The 19,139-nt window shown below is 61.3% G+C and carries 20 protein-coding genes; 12 read left to right on the top strand and 8 right to left on the bottom strand.

Translation table 11 applies throughout. The features are described 5' to 3' along the window. Positions 1-151: 151 nt before the first annotated feature. Complete coding sequence (locus GCU68_RS19540; RefSeq protein WP_152944309.1) at positions 152-652, bottom strand: molybdopterin-dependent oxidoreductase; 501 nt, start codon at positions 650-652, stop codon at positions 152-154. A 214-nt stretch (positions 653-866) separates the two neighbouring features. After that, positions 867-1,532, bottom strand: coding sequence for a helix-turn-helix domain-containing protein (locus tag GCU68_RS19535; protein WP_152944308.1), 666 nt, complete (start codon positions 1,530-1,532; stop codon positions 867-869). Between the two features lie 143 nt (positions 1,533-1,675). Between GCU68_RS19535 and GCU68_RS19530 the strand changes: the two genes are divergently transcribed. The 9 genes from GCU68_RS19530 to GCU68_RS19490 all read left to right on the top strand — a co-directional run bounded on the left by GCU68_RS19530 (position 1,676) and on the right by GCU68_RS19490 (position 10,892). Further along, the gene (locus GCU68_RS19530; RefSeq protein WP_152944307.1) at positions 1,676-2,086 is read left to right on the top strand and encodes an SRPBCC family protein; all 411 of its coding nucleotides are present in this window, start codon (positions 1,676-1,678) and stop codon (positions 2,084-2,086) included. Positions 2,087-2,364: 278 nt separating this feature from the next. Continuing rightward, on the top strand, positions 2,365-2,598 hold the full coding sequence (locus GCU68_RS19525; protein WP_152944306.1) for a DUF2249 domain-containing protein: 234 nt from the start codon (positions 2,365-2,367) through the stop codon (positions 2,596-2,598). 366 nt (positions 2,599-2,964) lie between these two features. Next, positions 2,965-4,065: a TIGR04053 family radical SAM/SPASM domain-containing protein gene (locus GCU68_RS19520; protein ID WP_152944305.1), complete on the top strand. Its 1,101-nt coding sequence runs from the start codon at positions 2,965-2,967 to the stop codon at positions 4,063-4,065. 195 nt (positions 4,066-4,260) lie between these two features. Further along, positions 4,261-6,177 (top strand): TAT-dependent nitrous-oxide reductase, encoded by a 1,917-nt coding sequence (gene nosZ, locus GCU68_RS19515; RefSeq protein ID WP_152944304.1) that lies wholly within the window; start codon positions 4,261-4,263, stop codon positions 6,175-6,177. Between the two features lie 7 nt (positions 6,178-6,184). Beyond that, on the top strand, positions 6,185-7,096 hold the full coding sequence (locus GCU68_RS19510) for a hypothetical protein (RefSeq protein WP_227015113.1): 912 nt from the start codon (positions 6,185-6,187) through the stop codon (positions 7,094-7,096). Further along, positions 7,093-8,472, top strand: a complete 1,380-nt coding sequence (gene nosD, locus GCU68_RS19505) for a nitrous oxide reductase family maturation protein NosD (protein WP_152944303.1) — start codon at positions 7,093-7,095, stop codon at positions 8,470-8,472. Before GCU68_RS19510 ends, nosD begins: the two co-directional genes overlap by 4 nt. Then, complete coding sequence (locus tag GCU68_RS19500) at positions 8,453-9,382, top strand: ABC transporter ATP-binding protein (protein WP_152944302.1); 930 nt, start codon at positions 8,453-8,455, stop codon at positions 9,380-9,382. Before nosD ends, GCU68_RS19500 begins: the two co-directional genes overlap by 20 nt. Next, positions 9,379-10,329: an ABC transporter permease gene (locus GCU68_RS19495; RefSeq protein ID WP_152944301.1), complete on the top strand. Its 951-nt coding sequence runs from the start codon at positions 9,379-9,381 to the stop codon at positions 10,327-10,329. The genes GCU68_RS19500 and GCU68_RS19495 overlap by 4 nt, the downstream gene beginning before the upstream one ends. Then, positions 10,326-10,892: a nitrous oxide reductase accessory protein NosL gene (locus GCU68_RS19490; protein ID WP_152944300.1), complete on the top strand. Its 567-nt coding sequence runs from the start codon at positions 10,326-10,328 to the stop codon at positions 10,890-10,892. The genes GCU68_RS19495 and GCU68_RS19490 overlap by 4 nt, the downstream gene beginning before the upstream one ends. Before the next feature lie 138 nt (positions 10,893-11,030). On the opposite strand, the gene GCU68_RS19485 is transcribed toward GCU68_RS19490, so the two are convergent. From GCU68_RS19485 to GCU68_RS19470, 4 genes are all read right to left on the bottom strand, one after another. After that, positions 11,031-11,579 carry a cupredoxin domain-containing protein gene (locus tag GCU68_RS19485; protein ID WP_152944299.1) on the bottom strand — a complete coding sequence of 183 codons (549 nt, stop codon included), beginning with the start codon at positions 11,577-11,579 and terminating at the stop codon, positions 11,031-11,033. Positions 11,580-11,585: 6 nt separating this feature from the next. Next, entirely contained in the window at positions 11,586-12,623 is a 1,038-nt protein-coding gene (locus GCU68_RS19480) for a hypothetical protein (RefSeq protein WP_227015112.1), read from the bottom strand. A 242-nt stretch (positions 12,624-12,865) separates the two neighbouring features. After that, complete coding sequence (locus tag GCU68_RS19475) at positions 12,866-13,240, bottom strand: helix-turn-helix domain-containing protein (protein WP_152944297.1); 375 nt, start codon at positions 13,238-13,240, stop codon at positions 12,866-12,868. A gap of 643 nt (positions 13,241-13,883) precedes the next feature. Next, a complete protein-coding gene (locus tag GCU68_RS19470; protein WP_227015111.1) occupies positions 13,884-15,206 on the bottom strand; it encodes a twin-arginine translocation signal domain-containing protein in 1,323 nt (440 codons plus the stop codon). A 103-nt stretch (positions 15,207-15,309) separates the two neighbouring features. Here GCU68_RS19470 and GCU68_RS19465 point away from each other — a divergent pair, with 103 nt between their 5' ends. Together GCU68_RS19465 and GCU68_RS19460 are read left to right on the top strand one after the other, a co-directional pair. Further along, a complete protein-coding gene (locus GCU68_RS19465) occupies positions 15,310-16,407 on the top strand; it encodes a DUF3179 domain-containing protein (RefSeq protein ID WP_152944295.1) in 1,098 nt (365 codons plus the stop codon). After that, positions 16,404-17,006: a hypothetical protein gene (locus GCU68_RS19460; RefSeq protein ID WP_152944294.1), complete on the top strand. Its 603-nt coding sequence runs from the start codon at positions 16,404-16,406 to the stop codon at positions 17,004-17,006. The genes GCU68_RS19465 and GCU68_RS19460 overlap by 4 nt, the downstream gene beginning before the upstream one ends. A 78-nt stretch (positions 17,007-17,084) precedes the next feature. Here the strand turns inward: GCU68_RS19460 and GCU68_RS19455 are convergent, their stop codons facing one another. Continuing rightward, on the bottom strand, positions 17,085-17,441 hold the full coding sequence (locus GCU68_RS19455; protein WP_152944293.1) for a DsrE family protein: 357 nt from the start codon (positions 17,439-17,441) through the stop codon (positions 17,085-17,087). Positions 17,442-17,520: 79 nt separating this feature from the next. Then, positions 17,521-17,901 (bottom strand): winged helix-turn-helix transcriptional regulator, encoded by a 381-nt coding sequence (locus tag GCU68_RS19450; protein WP_152944292.1) that lies wholly within the window; start codon positions 17,899-17,901, stop codon positions 17,521-17,523. Between the two features lie 181 nt (positions 17,902-18,082). On the opposite strand from GCU68_RS19450, the gene GCU68_RS19445 reads away from it, so the two are divergent. Beyond that, the gene (locus GCU68_RS19445) at positions 18,083-19,102 is read left to right on the top strand and encodes an NAD(P)/FAD-dependent oxidoreductase (protein ID WP_152944291.1); all 1,020 of its coding nucleotides are present in this window, start codon (positions 18,083-18,085) and stop codon (positions 19,100-19,102) included. The last annotated feature ends 37 nt before the right edge of the window (positions 19,103-19,139 follow it).

Raw genomic sequence — 19,139 nt, 5'->3', positions numbered from 1 at the left:
ACTGCCCGGAGTGTGATGCTCAGGTGACGATCGTCGACGACGAATGTCCCGACTGTGACCGCCCGCTGGAAATCAAGTAGTGTGGTCGCGGCTGCGCGGTTTGCGGCCCTGCAGCTGGCCAAACGTACCACACCACCTTCTCAAACGTGTCTCACTCGATTCGAGAAAGTGCGAGTTCTTTGGCGGTATCTGCAGCCGTTGGCCGTGATTCTGTGAGCTCTATTTCGGCGACCCATTTGATACTTTCCCAACAATTGCGGTCAGTGGCCGTTGGTACCAGCCGAACTGGACCTCCGTGTTCGGGTGAAAGGGCGTCGCCGTCGAGTTCGAGCGCGAGGATCGACTCGGCAAGACGCTCTCGAGGAAACGAACATGCGTAGTCACCGTCCATCGCTCGGACGAGCGCGAAATCTCCCTCGGGCGTGGGACTGGCGTGGTCCAGTATCGTTCCGACGCGGACACCGCGCCACGAGAGCTCGTCCGCAACCCAGCCCTCTGCACAGGCGAACTCGCCAGTGAACTCCTCGAGCGAGAGCGAGGTGAGGTCGCGTCTGGTGAGACGCAGTGGCTGCTCGACGGCCCCAGTAACTCGGAGTGCCCACTCGTTCGTGTTGACGTCCGCCGGGATGTCATGCTGTTTGAGGTCGTCCATCACAGAGAAATAGTGTGCGTGAGAGGAAAACGGTTCGTCCGAACCTGTACGAACGATTCGTCGCTCGTCACGTTGACGTTCGATAGAGTGGGAACGATAGCTTTGTTGAAATCCTATTCTTCAGATGTTTTTTTAGCATGAAACGCGCGCTCACTAAATGACAGGGCCAATCCTCATTGCAGTGGGCAGCAAAGTCAAGAGTCGAGTGAAATGTTCATTTCGTGGGCGATACCATATCGTTCGTTTCAATAGCGTTTGTGTCTGTCGCGAACTGTTTGATGATCTTCTCCTCAGCTCGGTGGAGTGTCTCGCTACACGTCGATTTGGCGATATCGACGTCTTCAGCGAGCTCCGTCAGCGTCACCCGCCGGGGTGTGTCGTAGTACCCGCGTTCGATCGCTCGCTCCATCAGTTCGGTCTGTTTGACACTCAATAACTGCGTCATTTCGACTTGGTGAGTAATAGACTTGACGTCGAATGTAATGCCGAACTCGCGGAGTTGGTCGGCAAGCAGAGAGAGCCGTTCTCGTGTCGCCGTAATCTCCCAATCAACCGTTCCGTCAGTGACTGTAAACGGTAACTCGAGTGGAGTTCCCGCCTCTCGAACCGGGAACAACAGTAGCGGCGAGGATGTCTCGAACTGGACGAGTACGTTGTCGCTTGTCTGCTGGAGGAGATCGATGTTCGTAACCTCGTCGTAGCCGTTCATCGTTTGGAGCACGGTGCCGACGTCCGAATGCGTGATTTCGGCGAGTGCCACTCCACCCATATCTTTGGGGAACGCGGTGAGGATTTCGAACACCGCATCAGGATACTTCCGTGAGAGTTCACCGATCCAGACCCGGTCGGGAACCGTGATCGTGAGTTCAGCGTTAGGCATGGATACTGGTACGTGGACGTGTCCTGTATCAGTGTGGGTGAACATGTTCGGGTATGAGCGGGAGGGAAGATGATGCTGGCTACATATTGGCTCGACCTCTCGGGACCGTCAACGGTAAGTCGTCACATCGTCCCTACCTGACCATGGAAACGGTCTCAATGTCGCGGCGGTTCAATACGGATCCGAACACACTCCAGGCGCTCATCACGGACGTTGAGCCGTTCATGTATGGGGCCGGGTTCGACCGTGTCGACAGAACGGGATCGGTCCTCGAACTCGAGAACAGTGTCGGACTCGCGACGATCACACTCGAGTTAGAACTCGTCGATGAGCCGGATGCGGTGCTCGCCTACGAGCACCGAGAGGGAATCTTCGACCAGATGACGACACGGTACGAACTGGACACATACGGCAACCACACAGAACTGACTGCGACGACGGCGTTCGAACTCGAGATGGCGCTCGTTGGCATGATTTTGGATGCGACGGTTATCAAACGACAGCGCCGAAAAGAACTCGCTGCACAGTTCGATTACCTCGCCGAAAAAATTTGAAATGTGTCGACCACTCATGCCAGAGTGGACCTGACGCAGTAGTGAACGCGTTCGGTTGTCCTCGCGTGATCGACAGTACAGTTCGAGGTCACTTTCGAGAAAGTGTCGAAAATAGAGAAGAGAAGACCATCTGTTGTCTCGAACGAGTTCGTTCTCGAGCAGCGGGGTTCGCCTACGAAACGTCCCGGTATCAAACGACGAGTGGTACGTGTCGATCGCTCTTAATTGAACATGTTCGGAACAACAGCCTCGTTGCATCGACGACGATTCGTAGACACATGGCAGATACGACCCTCGACGTCCGCGAGATTCCACCGGCGGATCGCCATCCGAAAATCCACGACGCGTTCGCGGAACTCGAGCGCGGAGAGACACTGACGCTGATCAACGATCACGAGCCGAAGCCGCTGTTTTACGAGATGCAAGCTGAAGTCGACGAGTTCGACGCCGACGGCTACGCGGTCGACCACCGAGGCGAGAACGAATACGTTGCGACGTTCCCGAAAAAGTAGTCCGTTCCCGACGGACGCCAGCCGACCGTCGCGACGAACTCGCCCGTCTCCTACTCGTACCCTCGGTCGGTCAGTTTCTAATGATTGTTCTGTGATACTTGGTCGTTAAACTAGACGAGGATGACGTCGGTCTTGAGTCCGATCACCGGGTTCCGTCACCCAACCGACGTCGCTACTCGGATCGTCGAGCCACTCCAAAGTACGTTGACATGATCACGCGTGTGATGCGACCCTGAACACGTTCGGCAGTTGGTTTTCCTTCATAAGTTACAAATCCGACGATATGACGCGTGTATCTCACGCTACGGCTGAAAACGCGACGATAGACACGGTGAGCACGGAACGCGGCCCATTTCGAAAGCGACGATGAACGACCAACCGATCGAGACAGCTCGGCGGCCGTTCGTCCTCATCTGGGAACTCACTCGAGCGTGTGAGTTAGCCTGCAAGCACTGCCGTGCCGATGCGAAGCCACACCGCCATCCGGACGAACTGTCGACGAGCGACGGCAAGCAACTCCTCGAGGACGCTCGAGCCTTCGGCGACGGCCAGTTGATCGTTTTGTCCGGCGGCGATCCCCTCGCACGCGATGACACCGTTGAACTCGTCGAGTACGGAACCGACATCGGGCTCCGGATGACGATGACGCCCAGCGGAACGACGTCGCTCACCCGCGAACGGATTCGAACGCTCGCCGATGCGGGGCTTCGCCGGATGGCGCTCAGCATCGACGGCGGGTCGGCATCGGCCCACGACGAATTTCGCCAAGAGCGGGGCAGCTTCGAGCAGACCATTCACGCGGCCGAAGAGACGCGGCGCGCGGGTCTCCCGCTACAGATTAACACGACAGTGTGTGCCGAAACCGTCGACGAACTACCGGCCATCCGCGAGATCGTCGCAGACCTCGACGCGGTACTCTGGTCCGTGTTCTTCCTCGTTCCGGTGGGTCGCGGTCGGGTGTTGGATCCGATCTCGCCCGACCACGCGGAACGGGTGATGGAGTGGCTAGCCGACGTTTCGAAGATAGCTCGGTTCGATGTCAAGACGACGGAGGCACCACACTACCGACGCGTTGCTATCGAACGTCACCGCAGCTCCGAGACGGCAGAGCGATCGCCCCCGGATGGCATCGGACGACGCACGGGAATTACGGCTGGGAACGGCTTCGCGTTCGTCAGCCACACCGGTGACGTTTATCCGTCGGGTTTTCTACCAGCAGTCGCCGGTTCCGTCCGGGAGGAGAGCATCGTGGACATCTACCGAGATTCGGAACGCTTCCGATCCCTACGCGAGCCCGACGCACTGCGCGGGAAATGTGGCGCGTGCGAGTATCGACACGTCTGCGGCGGGAGTCGCTCGCGAGCGTTCGCGTATACCGGCGACCCGCTCGAGTCGGATCCGCTTTGTCCGTACGTACCGACCGCGTACGACGGCCCGCTCCCCGATCAGTCGTGTAAGCCACGTTAGGAGAAAACTCACAGATAAATCTTTCGACGAACATATTTCTTCATTTCTCAACACTCAGGAAAAAATAGTCCGCCTATTACGCAGTATCCGCAATAATCGACTGTAACGATCGGGGTGGAAGGTTGGTGACCGCCATCTCGAGAAACCCGGGTTGCCGAAGAACACGGCAACGAACGACAGCGCACACACAGGACAATGACCCAGACCCACGATTCCGACGACAGTTCCCTCGAGACGAACCGCGCGACTGACTCTACGACCGACGACGACAGTTCAGAGCGCGATCCGCTGTTCGCCCGCATTCCCCGACGGGACTTCATGAAAGCGGGGGCAGCGACGGGTGCGATGGCCTCGATGGCCGGGTGTACGGGACTGCTCGGTGGCGACGACTCGGTCTCCCTCGAGGACGTCAAGACGAGCGTCGAGCCCGGCGAACACGACGACTACTACGCGTTCCTCTCGGGTGGCCACACTGGCGAGATTCGCGTCTACGGCCTGCCGTCGATGCGACAGCTGATGCGGATTCCAGTGTTCCAGACCGAGAGCGCACGCGGCTACGGCTACGACGACCGCACGAGTGAGATGTTAGAGGAGGCGGGTGGGTACACATGGGGTGACGCCCACCACCCGCGCGTGAGCCAGACGGACAACGACTACGACGGCCGCTGGGCGTTCGTCAACGACAAGGCCAACGGCCGAATGGCCCGGATCGACCTCGAGTACTTCGAGACGGACGCGATCGTCGACATTCCGAACCAGCAGGGGACACACGGAGCCTGCTGTCTGCTCCCGGACACGAAGTACGTCTTCGGCGTCGGCGAGTTCCGCGTCCCGATGCCGAACGACGGACAGGACCTCGACGATCCGTCGAATTACACCTCGACCATCGCCGCGATCGACCCGGAGACGATGAACGTCGAGTGGGAGGTGCTGGTCGACGGCAACATGGACAACGGCGACGGCGGCAAGGAGGGTCGCTGGTTCTTCGCCACCGGCTACAACAGCGAGCACGCCACCACCGAAAGCGAGATGTCCTCGTCGGACACCGATTGGGTGAAGGCCTTCGACGTGCCTGCTATCGAGGAAGCCGTCGAAGCCGGCGACTACGACGAAATCGGTGGCGTTCCGGTCGTCGACGGAACCCGCGATAGTTCGCTAAACGAGAGCGACCGGCCCATCGTCCGCTATCTCGACGTGTCGAAGAGCCCCCACGGCGTCAGCGTCACGCCCGATGGAAAGTACGCGATCGCCAGCGGGAAACTCGACCCGACGGCGTCGGTCATCGATATCGAGACGCTCGCCGACGCCGACGATCCAAACGACGCGATCGTCGGCCGTCCGCGACTCGGGATGGGGCCGCTACACACCGCCTACGATGGCCGCGGACACGCGTATACGACCCTGTTCATCGACTCGCAGGTCGTCAAGTGGGACATCGAAGCCGCGGTCGAAGCCAGCGAGGAGTCCGAGGATCCGGTCATCGAGAAGGTCGACGTCCACTACAACCCGGGTCACCTGATCGCCGCGGAGTCCTACACTGCCGATCCGCAGGGGGACTGGCTGATCTCGCTGAACAAGCTCTCGAAGGACCGGTTCCTGCCGGTCGGGCCGATGCACCCCGAGAACGACCAGCTGATCTACATCGGGGACGACGAGGAAGGAATGTCCCTCGTCAAGGATACGCCCTCTTACGCCGAACCCCACGACGCCTCGATCGTCAGCGCGGAGAAACTCGATCCCGCCAAAGTCTACGATCCCGAGGATTACGACGAGGAGTTCATCTCGCCCGAGGACAACGACATCAGCCGCGAGAACGGCCGTGTGCACGTGAAAATGCACTCCCAGCGCAACCAGTTCGGCTTCACGGACGTCACCGTCACCGAAGGCGACGAAGTGACGTTTACCGTGACGAACGTCGAGCAGACGGCCGACCTCCTGCACTCGCTTGCCATCCCCGAGTACGACGTCAACATCAAGCTCGCACCACAGGAGACCCGCGAAGTGACATTCACAGCCGACGAGCCGGGCGTCTACTGGATGTACTGTGCGTTCTTCTGTAGCGCACTCCACCTTGAGATGCGCTCGCGACTGCTCGTCGAACCAGCGGAGTGATCTCACCATGACCCGACCCCGCCTCACGCGGCTGTTCGAACTCAGGCGACTGCTCCCGCTCGTCGCAGCCGTGCTGTTCGTGCTCGCTCTGCGCGTTCCGGTGTGGCGGATCACGCTGACGGCGCCGCAGTACGTCGATCCGCTCGTCGTGGAACTCTACGCCCACCCGGAGATCGGCGGTGACTGGAAAGAAGTCCGTGGGCTCAACAAGTACGTCGGGTTCTACTACCCGGATCCGGTGTACGTCGAGCCCAACTACGAGCCCCACGAGAAGGCGATCGACGTTCCCGAGTGGGTGCTCGGCCCGGTCGTGTTCCTCGGCATGGCCGCAGCCTCGGCGATCGTCGCTGCCCTGCCAACCGAGCGGCTCTCGCGCGGGCTGACCGCGCTGTTCGCCGGCGCACTCGCGATCTTCGGGACGATGGGGGCCCTGATCCAGTACCGGCTCTATCAGGCCGGCCACACTCTGGACCCGGACGCCCCGCTCAACGGCGTCGAGGGCTTTACGCCACCGCTTGCCGGCACTTACGAGGTCGCGAACATCAGCGGCACCGCGTGGTTCGGCCCCGGCGGGTACATGATGGCCGGCGGAGTCGTCCTGTTAGCCATCGCCTTCGCCCTCCGTACGTCGACGGCGACGATCACCGACGTGCCCGCGCTCGTCTCCGGAATGGGAGAGCGCATTCGGGATCGCATCCGCCGTCGTGAGGGTGACGACGAATCCCCGCCCACGGCACCCAACCGCCAATCGACCCCCGAGACCGACGAGCACCTCGAGACCGACGGCGGCAGTCGGTCCGCCTCGAGCGGCAATCAGCCACCGGCTCGAGACGGCCGTCGGAAGTCGGCAGCCGTGACCGACGACGAACCGACCGCAACCGAACATCCGCGAACGCCGCCGGACGGTGATCCACCGTGAGAGAAGGAACGTTCGCCATCGCCTCTGCAGTGCTCCTCGTCTGCTCGCTGGCGGGAGCGGGCGTCGCCGCGACGACCAAGTCGACCGATGCCGAGAGTGTCGACAGCTGGCGCGCGGAGACGCCAGCGGTCCACGACGTTGAAGAGCCCGCCGCTGACGGCACCGCGACGATCGACAACCGGGAGTTCGACTCGGTGCAAGCGGCAGTCGACGCCGCCGACCCGGGAGACACGATCCACCTCGAGGGGCAGTTCGACGAACGCGTCATCGTGGACACGCCGGGCGTGACGCTCACAGCCCTCGAGCGCGACGGTGCGGTGATCGACGGCGGCGGCGAGGGCCGCGTCGTCGAGATCGAGGCCGACGACGTCTCCCTCGAGAACGTCTGGATCCGCAACGCCGGGAGCGATCGGCAGGACACGGACAGCGGTGTCGTGGTCAACGGCTCGAGCGCGACGCTGTCGGCGCTTCGACTGACGAAGATCCAGTTCGGCGTCTGGATCGGCAGCGTCGAGGACGTGACCGTCGAGGACTCGATCATCGCCGGTCGCGACGACCAGCCGCTGGCCGAACGTGGCAACGGCATCCACCTCTGGGAAGCGACCGACACCGAGGTTCGGAACAACACCATCACGACCGTCCGCGACGGGATCTACTACCAGTGGGCCGAAGGCGTCGTCGCCGAGGACAACACCATGTGGGACATGCGCTACGGCGTCCACTACATGTACTCGAACGACAACCACCTCGAGGACAACGTCGCCTTCGACAACGACGTTGGCTTCGCGCTGATGGTCTCGAAGGAGCTGACGCTCCTGAACAACACCGCGGTGAACAACGACGGCACGAGCGGCCACGGGATCCTCGTCAAAGATGTCGAGGACAGCGAGATCCGCGGCAACGACCTCGTCGGCAACGGCAACGGCCTCTACGTCCACAACTCTCAGGACAACCGCCTCGAGTCGAACCTCGTCCTCGAGAACGAGGTCGGCATCCACATCACGGCGGGCAGCAGTACGGAGACCGTCGCGGGGAACAGCTTCATCCGGAACGGGCAGGCGGCGTTCGCAGAGACGAACTCGCAGGCCCACTGGAACGACACCGATCGGGGCAACTACTGGTCGGAGGCACGTACCGCGGACCTCGACGCCGACGGAATCAGCGAGAACCGGCATCAACCGGCCGGCACCGTCGAACGGCTCGTCTACGAGACGCCGCAGGCAGCCATCTTCGCCGAGAGTCCCGCGTTCGACGCCGTCACACTCGCTGAGAGTTCGTTCCCCGTCCTCGAGACGCCCGGAATCGTCGACCACAGACCGCTTGCCGACTCGCCACACGACAACTGGAGGACCTACTATGAAGATCACGATCACTGACGTTCACAAGCGATACGGCGACGTCGTCGCCCTCGATGGGCCCTCCTTCGAGGTCCCTTCGGGGTCGACGTTCGGCGTCCTCGGGACGAACGGCGCGGGAAAGACGACGCTGTTCGAACTGCTGGTCGGCCACGACCGGCCCGACGCAGGGCGCATCGAAGTCGGCGGACTCGACGTCGAGACCGCGGGCCATCGCGTCCGTGAGCGCGTCGGGTTTCTGCCCGAACACAGCGGCTTCCCACCGTCGATGACGGGACGAGAAGTGCTCTCGGTGCACGCGCGTATTCGCGGGCTCTCCGGTCGAACGGCCCGCATCGCGGAGTGTCTCGATCTCGTCGGGCTCTCCGATGCCGCCGACCGGGCCGTCTCGGGCTACTCGAACGGGATGGCTCGGCGACTCGGCCTCGCGTCCGTCCTGCTCTCCCGTCCACCTGTGCTCGTCCTCGACGAGCCGACCGCGGGACTGGACCCGCGGGGCGTGGCGGCGTTTCACCGACTCATCGAACGGATCGACCGCGAGACGGACGCCACGGTCGTCATCTCCTCGCACGTCCTGAGCGAGATCGAACGCCTCTGTGACGAGGTCGCGATCCTGCAGGACGGCCGTCTCCGCGCTGCCGGTGCCGTCGACGAACTGCGCCGGTCGGTCGACGATCACGTGACCGTCGTCTGTCAGCCCACAGCCGACCGCGCTGCCGTGCTCGAGGCCGTGCAGGGTCACGGCGACGTCACCGATACCGGTGACACGCTCGAGATCGTCTGCGATCGCGAGGACGCGTTCGACCTCGTCGCCACACTCGGCGAACAGCAGCATCGTCTCGACGGCCTCGAAGTGCACGAACCGGGCCTCGAGGCGGCGTTCCACGAGGCGCTCGCGGCCGAAACCGACGACACGGAGGTACCAGCATGACCGCCGATCGTCCACGAGACGGCTGCGATGGAGAGCCGACTGCGGACTCAGGAGCCGCTGTCGAATCGAACGCCACCGAGCCGAAACCCGACGGCGGCTACGGGACGGGCATGGACAGAGCCCACAGCGGCGACTCGGGCACCCCGCTCGGACAGTTGTTCGTCGTCGCCGAAACGGAGTATCGACTGGCCGTCCGGAGCCGGTGGATCGTCGCGCTCACGGGAATCTTCGCCGTGTTCGCGCTCGGGATGGCGACGTTCAGCGGTTCGGAAACGAGTCCGACCGGCTTCGAGCGTATCGTCGCGAGTCTCGCTGCCCTCGTGGTCTACCTCGTGCCGCTCGTCGCACTCGCGTTCAGCTACGATGCGATCGTCGGCCGCGAGGAGAGTGGCTGGCTCCAGACGCTGTTCTCGCTGCCCGTCTCGCGGTCGTGGGTCGTCCTCGGAACGGCCGTCGGCCGTGCGACCGTCCTCGGGAGTGCGACCGTCATCGGCTTCGGGAGCGCCGGTATCCTGCTCCTGCTCGAGTACGGGTTCGACGGCTTCGAGTCGTACGTCGGCTTTCTGCTCGCCACGGTTGGCCTCGCGCTGGCGTTTCTCGCAGTCGGCGTCTGCCTGTCGACGATCGCTCGAGAGAAAACGCACGCGCTGGGGCTTGCACTGCTCGGGTGGGCCTGGTTCGTCCTCGTCCACGATCTGCTCGCACTCGGCGTAATCGCGGCGTTTTCGCTCCCTAATCTGGCCGTCTCGGCGGCGGTCCTCGCCAACCCGACGGGCGTCTTCCGGGCGCTCGTGCTGGGTGCACTCGGCGCTGGCGGTGACGCCGGCTTCGCCGCCGTGATCGCCGCGGCAGGGCTGTCGGCTGAGCTCCTGAGCGCTGCGCTCGTCGCGTGGATCGTCGGTCCGCTCGCAATCGCAGCAGTGGCCGTCAGGAGGCGGCGACTATGACGCAGCGACTGGCTTCGTCCCGGACTGACCGCCGTCGGGTGCTGTTCGGGATCGGCACGCTCGCAACCGCCTCCCTCGCGGGCTGTCTCAGTGACGACGACAGCGACGACCCCGCGGAGCCGATTGCGCTCACCGACGGGCAGACGTGTGACGTCTGTGGTATGATGATTACCGATCAATACGGCCCTGCCGGACAGGTCTTCTACGAGGACGGCAACCCCGACGTGCGAGACGGGCCCGCTTGGTTCGACAGCGTCGCCGAACTCCTCGAGTACGCCGCACGACAGACCTCACGCGGTTGGACGGAGCGTGGTACGTTCGTCACCGACTACTCGAGTGTCGAGTACGAACTTCTCGAGGGTGACGAAGCGCTGCACATCTCGACGCACGCCGCTGCAGATGATTTCGCTGACGCGACGGAGTGCTACTACGTTGCTGATAGCGAGGTTCAGGGGGCGATGGGTGACGATTACCTTCCGTTCTCGGCTCGAGATGACGCCGAAACGTTCGCTGACGACCACGGTGGAACCGTGCGGGAATGGGACAGCCTTGCGACCGACTGATGCTCTCGCAGCTTCGCTCCCGTTGAGTCAAACCTGATCGACGCCGTGTTCGTCACGAACACGACTCCGAGCACGACGCTAACGCAGGCCGACTGTCGGGGTTGTTCCTCAAGAGGTTCGTTCTTCGCTCGGATTTCGTCACTCGATCTCGAGTGTCCCATCCATGAATCCGGCGTGTGGTTCACAGTAATAAAATTGTGTACCGGGTTCGTCGGCAGTCCACTCGTAGCTGTCCCCTTCAGCCGAGACGGTTTGTCGAAACTCACCACTCGGCGACTTCTGCTCGAGCGACTCCGTCGACGTGATCGTATGGAAGATGTCGTGAGTGCTGACCCACCGAACGGTCGTCCCGACACTGAGCCGCACGTGGTCGGGCTCGAACGCGAACGCGCCGTCGCCGCCTTCGTTGTCGACGAGTTCGATCTCGACGGTCTCGTCGCCGGTCATATCGACGATACCGTTCGTTTCGTCGTCTCCGTCGTCTTCGGCTGCGTCGTCCATCGCCGTCGATTCGTCTCCCTCGTCCAGTTCGTCGCCATCGGCGGATTCGTCTTCGTCCGCCGTCCCACTGGTCTCATCGGTTTCGGAGTCGAGACAGCCGGCAAGCGCCGAGATACCGATGACCGAAGCAACACTCGAGCGGTGGAGTAGCTGCCGCCGAGTCCACTCGGAACGGTTCGGTGACATGGAAATTCACTCCAGTGGTGTCGGCATGAAGCTCCGATCGATGCCAACGTCGACGTCGCCCCAGGGCATCTCGAGTGGACGGACGGCGTGGTGGACGAGCCAGTAGCCGTGTTGTCCGTCCTGTCCGCCGTGGCCGCCTTCCCAGGACTCCGCACTCCATTTGTGGAAGTGTGTGAAGTCGTCCTCGTGGGGTTGACTCTCCGCGGAGAAGTCGCCACGCACGCCGATTCCGTAGTAGATGAGGTCGTTCGCCTCTCTGAGATCCGGTTCGTCGAAGTGCAGGAACACGAAGACGTCCTCGGTGACCCACTTGGCGATGTGTGACGGGACGTTCGGATACCCGTCTTCCGCTTGCCCGCCCTCGAACGGTTCGTCGTCGAAGAGATCGATCAGCGTCTCGATATCGTCGTCGTCGAGTCCGCCCTGCCCTTCGACCTCGAAATCCGCCGTCGAGTCGCCGTCGAACGCCTGTGGGGGAGTGGGCATAAAGTCGTAGTCGACGCCGGGTTCGGTCTGGCCAAAGGGGCTCTCGAACTCGTCGACGGCGATGTGCGTGAGCCAGTAGCCTTCGTCGCCGGGTTCACCACCGTGACCGCCGTCCCAGGAATCCGACTCGGCTTGGTGGAAGTGCGTGAATTCAGAACCCGGCTGTCCCTCCTCGGAGAAGACGCCTTTGACACCGACACCCATCCAGAGAAGATTGTTCGCCTCTTCGGGGTTCGGTTCGTCGAAATGCAGGAAGATGAACGTGTCGTCGCTTACCCATTTCGTCACGTGTGACGGCGTAAACGGATCGCTCTGCTCGCCCTGAAAGACGGTGTCGTCAAACGCGTCGACGAGTGCGACGATTTCCTCGTTCGTCAGGCTGTCGCCGGTCGGCGCTGGCTCGAGGTTCGGGTCCTCGCCGCTCATCTCATCGGTCCCCGTCTCGTCTCCATTTGCATCGTCGTTGTCCGACTCGTCGGTCGCGCCGGCTGTCTCGTCCTCGTCACCGAGACACCCTGCAACGGCGAGTGCTCCGCTCGCACCCAGTACTTGTAGCAATCGGCGCCGATCGACGGACCCTGGTAGATTCGTTGCCATACAGGTGGACTGTTGCGAGAGAGGTGATTGATCCTGTCGCGGGAGTGTATCGTCGGTGCCCCACCACCACACATGTATACATCTCTTATCGGCCACTCTTTTCGACGGACCTCCAGCTCGGTCGGGCATCCCGATTCGAAGAGCGACAGTTGGCAGACTGCCCTCGAGCACCGACCCGTGACAGATGACTGCTCGAGACCGAATTATCGAACGTCGAACGATTCGATTTCGTCGTGAACATGCATCGTCCACCGATCGACGGACGAGTGCAGCAACTCCTTGGCTTCCGAGAGCGGGATCGGAAAATACTGGTACACGTACCCGCCCCCATCAAGTATTTTCCGATCGCGCTCGATCAACCCCTTCTCCGAGAGCGTCGAAAGCGAACGGTTCACACTGCTCCGATCCCGGTCGAGGTCGTCGGCCAGTTCGGTCGTCGTACTGCCGGGTGCCTCGAGCAGTGCGAAATACGCGCGCCGTTCATGGGTGTGGACCCCGAGCACGCACTCGAGCACCTGAGCGAACGTTGGGTCGGTGATACGCACGGCCTCGACGTGCCTGTAATTCTGCTCACTCATCGTTGTGAGTAGCCGTTTGAGTCGATACCGCGAATACTGTCGTGTGTCATTCGGAGGTCCTCCATTTGCTTGTTAGGTCACTAACTCTGTGGCAGATCAGCGCTGCCCCCAACGGTCGGTTTCGTATCTGGCGTTGCGAGTTTATATCGCTCGAGACAAGTCCGCATCTCCTCCGGCGTGTCGTATTTGAGGAGTTTTATCGGTGTGTCACAGTAGTACGTCCCACTGCGTTTTCGGAGGGCCATTCGGACCGTTTGTCCTAACAGATCGATCTCGATAATAACCCGGTTTCCCGTGTCGACCTTCTCGAGGATCTCTGTGGAGGTCAAGTCTCCTCGCTGAACGTGTATTGTCTCACTCATTTGTTATCTGGGTGCGGAATAGTCGGTGCCGGTCGCGGTTCGTTTCTGAACAAGCCACTGATACCAGTCGGCATTGTTGGTGAACAGTCTCTCGAGTTCACGAGTTCGAATCGTACTCGAGTCATCGAGGTCTCATCTCTGCTGTACTCTCCACGGGCCAGGATCAAATAGTATCATGTTACCGATTAGTAACCCCGTTTCAGTACTGGATGACGACATGTCTTCAAGAGATAATCGTCGAGCACGCGTTCATCATCGCGATCGCAGACGACTCGTACCCGTCATCCGCAGTAGCAGTTGTCATCCGGACAGAACGTCGGCTCTCGGTCGCCGACTGAGAGCCCGAGCGTTGCCAGCGAACTCTGTAGTCGCTGGGTAGTGGTCGTCTCGGGTCGAACCATTCCGCCGACAGCACCCGTTGGGGACTCCCCAGTGTCGATAGTCGTGAGCACCTCTCGCCGGTCACGGTCGATCACAGCGACGTGATTTGCGGTCTGCACCGGAACATACAGTTTCTCTCGCGAAGGGGCCCACGCACCCGAGGTCGCTCTACCGCCGATATCGAGTTCGCGGTCGACGGCTCGCTCCTCGAGGTCGATCACCGTGACGGCGTCGATACCGGGAGTAAAGAGGTAGGCTGCCTCGGTTTCTGGATCTACCTCGCTCGTAATCGTCGGGGCTGATAATCCGTCGTCTCGAGTGATACGTTCGAGTTCGGTCGGCGCCTCCGGATCGGAGGTATCCCAGATACTTTCTGATCCTCGGCGCGGGATGTCTGGGTCTGATCCGAGCCCACCCTCGCCGTTTTCGACCAGGAGACGGTCGCCGTCGAACGAGGCCGTACACATGAACGGAAGGACGTGTCCGTCTCCGGTAGGGTCGCCGATGTCGACTCGAGCGGCGATTTCGAACGGATCGACGCGAACGACAGTCAGCGTCTCGTTTGCGATGTCCGCGACGAATCCGTACTCACCACTCGGCTCGAACGTCACATCACACGGCCCGGTGTAGCCGACCGGTATCTCTCCCGTCACCTCGCCGAACGTGTCGCTCTCCCGGTCGGCATCGATTCGAACGAGGACGTGATCGGTCGGCTCGTCGGGTTCGGGGTCGATCGTCGTCGTCCCGCCAGCAGCGACGAGCAGATACTCCTCTGTCGGAGTCAGGTTGGGATAGTTCGGTCCGAACCCGGTGTCGATCGATGCGACCTCGTCTAACGTGTGCTGGTCGATGGCTTTGACGCCGCCTGAAACGTTGAGCCAGAGCGTATCGTACTCGGAATCGACGCCGGTTCCGTACTGGTTGGCCGGGAACGATGCGGTCGTCCCGATGAAGACGGTCTCGAGCAGTTCGTCGGTGTCGGCGTCGATGATACTCAGCGTTCGATCACCGTTGTTGAACACGTACACCGTCGGCGCTCGTTGGCCACTCGTATCGGACAGACAGCCGGACAGGGTCGTCGCTGCTCCGACGGCGGCTGACGACTGCAGTACTCGGCGTCGATCGATACCGTTTCGAAACGGATTCGTTGCTCTCGGATTCGTTCGAACCGGTTCCGTCCCGCCATCGCGTTCCCTGCCTCCGTCGTCCTCATGCTGGTCCACGCTCACGGTTTCGTCGACCAAGGATATATATTCAAACTCGTCTGTGTGTCGGCCATGCACGACCGACGCCCGGTTATTGAGTTGCCGCTCTAGTAGACCTCCTATGCGAGATGGACAGCAAATTAACGGTCTCTCCAGACGGCATGTTATCCGCACAGCCGGGAGCGTCGGTCTCGCTGCGCTGGCAGGATGTCTGAATCGCTCCGATGCGTTTGGTCGTGGGGCTGACGAAGACACGTCGGTTGGCGAGCCACCGATAGCCGACCGGTCGCTCCCCGAGGAGTACACGACCGACGAACTCGAGGACGCGAGTCTCTCCGGTGGTCCCGGTCAAGATGGGATCCCCGCCATCGACGAACCGCAGTTCATTTCGGCTGAGACGCCACCGACGAATCTGGCGGACGGTGATCCGGTCTTCGGTGTCGAACTAAACGGTGAATCGAAAGCGTATCCGCAGTACATTCTCGTCTGGCACGAAGTCGTGAACGATCGTCTCGGTGGGGAGTCGGTTGCGGTGACGTACTGTCCGCTGACGGGGACGGCACAGGGCTTTTCCCGCGGTGACGGCGAATTCGGCGTCAGCGGACGACTGATTAATAGCAATCTCGTCATGTTCGACCGCGGCACGGAGACGTGGTGGCCACAGATACTCGCGCGGGGAATCCGTGGTCCACACGAGGGAGCATACCTCGAGGAAGTGCAGGTAACCTGGACCACGTGGGAACGGTGGCGCAAGCAGCACCCGGAGACGGTCGTTCTCACGGAGGAGACCGGCCACATTCGGGATTATGGTGCCGATCCGTACGGCGGATACAATCCACGGAGCGGGTACTACGAGAACGAGAATACGCTGTTCAGTCCGCTTGCGACCGACGATCGGTTTCCCGCGAAGGAGGTCGTCGTCGGGGCCCGGAACGCCGATGGCTCGATGGCCGTTCCCAAAGCAACGCTTCGCGAGCGCGTAGTCGTCGACGGAACGATGAGTGATGTTCCGTACGTGACCGTCTACGACGAGAAACTCGACACGGGCTACGTGTATCGAAATCCCGATACTGAGTCGGTCGAATCCGATGGCGGGGACATCACCGTCGATGGTGACGAGTACGATGCAGATGCGCTGCCGCTCGAGCGCGAAATCGCGTTCGACGCGATGTGGTTCGCCTGGTACGGGTACTATCCGTCGACGGAGGTCCACGAATGAGCGCCGAGAATCGGTTTACACTACAGCCAAAACGGCGCTTCGAAGAGACGGTCGCTGCAATCGGACTCGTCGTTCGCCGCTCCGATTCGCTAGCGATCACGGCCGTCATCGTGATCAGCTATCTGACGGTCTTTCTCTGGGTGATCGGTGATCTCGCGTTTCGACCCGACGTGACGGCGAACTTGATCGTGGTCGACGACCCGCTGAATCGAATGTTCCTCCGAACCGGTCCTGCCTCGTTCGAAGCGGTCGCGCTTCTGGACACTGGCGTCGTTCGATTGCTACTGTCGCCGATCAACGTGGCGCTCGGTCTCCTGGTCGCCAGCCTCGTCGGTATCAATCTCGGTCTGACCTATCTTGCGACCGTTCAGCCAGCAGCCTGCGGAATCGGCGCGGGTTCCGGCTTGCTTGCGTCGGTGCCTGCACTGCTGTCCGGCACCGTTTGCTGTGGTCCCGTCGTCCTGATCGCACTCGGGATACAGGCGAGTGGACTCTTGCTGACGATGTTCGCGTGGCTGTTGCCACTCGGAATCGGGCTGTTGCTTGTGAGCCTGATCTACGTCGCTGGAACGATCGACGTGATCGGAGAAACGACGTGAGAAGCGGTGAGAGTCGCCACTACGTCCTGTTTCGGCGGTCGCGTCCGACGCAATGCCGATCAATTCGGGTGACTTCGATTAGAAGGTGATGACTTCGTAGTCGTCGTCGACGAGCGACTGCACGCTCGGATGCCCGTCGTGGTCGTCGAGCGTCACGACACCCGCATCGTCGATCGCGTCTTCGACGCCGAACGCCCCGGCACAGAAGTCACAGGCTGCTGCATCGTCCCGCACGGCCTGGTACAGCTCGTGATAGTCACTCGATTCGTCTTCTAACTCCGGTATCCACTGCGTGCCCGCTCCGTCGAAGATCAGTTCGACATCGTCGCCATCCGCTTGCGCGAACTCTTTTGCCGTCTCGAGGCCGTTGACCATTCGACCGACGTCGGCGTGCGATTCGGTTCCTGCGAGGATTACGACTGCTGCGTTCGTCATTGCGTCTTCCAGTACAGTCGTCGGACATAAAAGCTCACGCGAACGGACGAGTAACGAGGTTACGGATTCCTCACCCGCCTCAGACGCTGGTTATCGAGTTATCTTTCGTCTCGGCAGGCATCAGGTGTTTCTGTCCCCAGTCGGCCATCTCGAGGATCACCGACTCGAGCGACTTGCCGAGGTCGGTCAGCGAGTACTCGACGCGGACCGGTTTTTCGTTGACGATTTCCCTGTTGATCAACTGTTTCTGTTCTAAATCCTCGAGGACATCCGAGAGAACCTTACTCGAGATGCCACCGACTTCCTCTTTGAGCGCGTTAAATCCGAGCGGCCCGTTGTCGAGCAGTCGGTGGAGGACAACGGTATGCCACTTCTTACCAATAAGCGTTGCAGTCGCCGTGACCGGACACCAGTCTTTGCCCGCACACCACACTTCCAGTTGCTCTGTCGACTCGCTCATAGTATACCGGTTGCACTGGAGCAACATATAGTTACGTATTGTATCTTAGTTACGACTAGTAAGTGACGCGCACAGAGAAGCACGCGTTCTCGGCACGGCTACCATCCGGTAAGGGGGTGACAGAACGGTTGGCTGAACGTTATACCCAACCAAATGTAACTGGGTTACTGTTAGTAACCATATGACGAGCACTACCGACTCCCCAGACCACTACGAGGTCGCCGTCATCGGCGGCGGACCGGCCGGACTGACGACTGCCCTCTATGCCGCACGACTCGGACACGAAACCGCAGTCTTCGATCGTGGCGGCGGCCGTGCCGCGATGATGCAGGACACGCACAACGTCCTCGGCGTTCCCGAGTCGATCTCCGGACGCGAGTTCCTCGAGACGGCCGTCGAACAGCTCCAGTCCTACGGCGCGGACTACCGCAGAGAGTACGTGACCGACATCGGCCGTGACGGCAGCCCGTTCGAGCTTGAGACAACCGACGGCTCGGCTACCGCCGACCACGTCGTGCTCGCAACCGGGTTCAACGACGTCCGACCAGATCCACCACTGCCCCGGACCGGCCGTGGCCTGCACTACTGTCTGCACTGCGATGCACACATGTTCGTCGATCAGTCGGTGTACGTGATGGGACATTCGGAGAGTGCCGCCCACGTTGCCGCGATCATGTTGAACTTCACCGACGAGGTCGATCTGCTCACCCGCGGCGAGGAACCGGAATGGAGCGACGAGACGGCCGCGATGCTCGAGACGCATCCGATCGACGTGATCCACGAGGACATTACCAGAATCCAGAACGGCGAGGACGGCTGGTTGAAAGCCATGGAGTTCGCCGACGGAACAGTCCGCGAATACAAAGGCGGATTTGCAATGTACGGCGCCGAGTACACCAACGGACTGGCACGGGAACTCGAGTGTGACATCAACGACGACGGAACCGTCGACGTCGACGATCACGGCCGGACATCTACCGACGGGGTATACGCCGTCGGCGATCTGACACCGGGACACAATCAAGTACTGATCGCACTCGCCGACGGTGCGAAAGCAGGGATTTCGATTCACTTCGCACTGCGCGATTTCCCGCGCGATCCCGACCTCATCGACGAGGCGGGGCCGGTTCGATCCGAAGACGTTCCAGGGATCCCCGATGCCCTCCTCGAGCAGGCCGTCGACTTCCACACGTACGACTGAGACGATAGTAGCCACCGGAAGTCAGTGCACATCTGAT

This window comes from Natronorubrum aibiense, from assembly GCF_009392895.1.
Taxonomy (GTDB): Archaea; Halobacteriota; Halobacteria; order Halobacteriales; family Natrialbaceae; genus Natronorubrum; species Natronorubrum aibiense.
The sequence above is the reverse complement of the archived record's forward strand: the minus strand, read 5'-3'. Positions and strand labels throughout refer to the sequence as shown.

What these genes read in the sequence shown, in the direction of transcription:
- GCU68_RS19475 (WP_152944297.1), bottom strand. Translation starts at nt 13,240, where the DNA reads ATGAGTGAGCAGAATTACAGGCACGTCGAGGCCGTGCGTATCACCGAC.
- GCU68_RS19460 (WP_152944294.1), top strand. Translation starts at nt 16,404, where the DNA reads ATGAGCGCCGAGAATCGGTTTACACTACAGCCAAAACGGCGCTTCGAA.
- GCU68_RS19535 (WP_152944308.1), bottom strand. Translation starts at nt 1,532, where the DNA reads ATGCCTAACGCTGAACTCACGATCACGGTTCCCGACCGGGTCTGGATC.
- GCU68_RS19540 (WP_152944309.1), bottom strand. Translation starts at nt 652, where the DNA reads ATGGACGACCTCAAACAGCATGACATCCCGGCGGACGTCAACACGAAC.
- GCU68_RS19510 (WP_227015113.1), top strand. Translation starts at nt 6,185, where the DNA reads ATGACCCGACCCCGCCTCACGCGGCTGTTCGAACTCAGGCGACTGCTC.
- GCU68_RS19485 (WP_152944299.1), bottom strand. Translation starts at nt 11,579, where the DNA reads ATGTCACCGAACCGTTCCGAGTGGACTCGGCGGCAGCTACTCCACCGC.
- GCU68_RS19500 (WP_152944302.1), top strand. Translation starts at nt 8,453, where the DNA reads ATGAAGATCACGATCACTGACGTTCACAAGCGATACGGCGACGTCGTC.
- GCU68_RS19455 (WP_152944293.1), bottom strand. Translation starts at nt 17,441, where the DNA reads ATGACGAACGCAGCAGTCGTAATCCTCGCAGGAACCGAATCGCACGCC.
- GCU68_RS19445 (WP_152944291.1), top strand. Translation starts at nt 18,083, where the DNA reads ATGACGAGCACTACCGACTCCCCAGACCACTACGAGGTCGCCGTCATC.
- GCU68_RS19465 (WP_152944295.1), top strand. Translation starts at nt 15,310, where the DNA reads ATGCGAGATGGACAGCAAATTAACGGTCTCTCCAGACGGCATGTTATC.
- GCU68_RS19530 (WP_152944307.1), top strand. Translation starts at nt 1,676, where the DNA reads ATGGAAACGGTCTCAATGTCGCGGCGGTTCAATACGGATCCGAACACA.
- GCU68_RS19490 (WP_152944300.1), top strand. Translation starts at nt 10,326, where the DNA reads ATGACGCAGCGACTGGCTTCGTCCCGGACTGACCGCCGTCGGGTGCTG.
- GCU68_RS19450 (WP_152944292.1), bottom strand. Translation starts at nt 17,901, where the DNA reads ATGAGCGAGTCGACAGAGCAACTGGAAGTGTGGTGTGCGGGCAAAGAC.
- GCU68_RS19520 (WP_152944305.1), top strand. Translation starts at nt 2,965, where the DNA reads ATGAACGACCAACCGATCGAGACAGCTCGGCGGCCGTTCGTCCTCATC.
- nosZ (WP_152944304.1), top strand. Translation starts at nt 4,261, where the DNA reads ATGACCCAGACCCACGATTCCGACGACAGTTCCCTCGAGACGAACCGC.
- GCU68_RS19495 (WP_152944301.1), top strand. Translation starts at nt 9,379, where the DNA reads ATGACCGCCGATCGTCCACGAGACGGCTGCGATGGAGAGCCGACTGCG.
- GCU68_RS19525 (WP_152944306.1), top strand. Translation starts at nt 2,365, where the DNA reads ATGGCAGATACGACCCTCGACGTCCGCGAGATTCCACCGGCGGATCGC.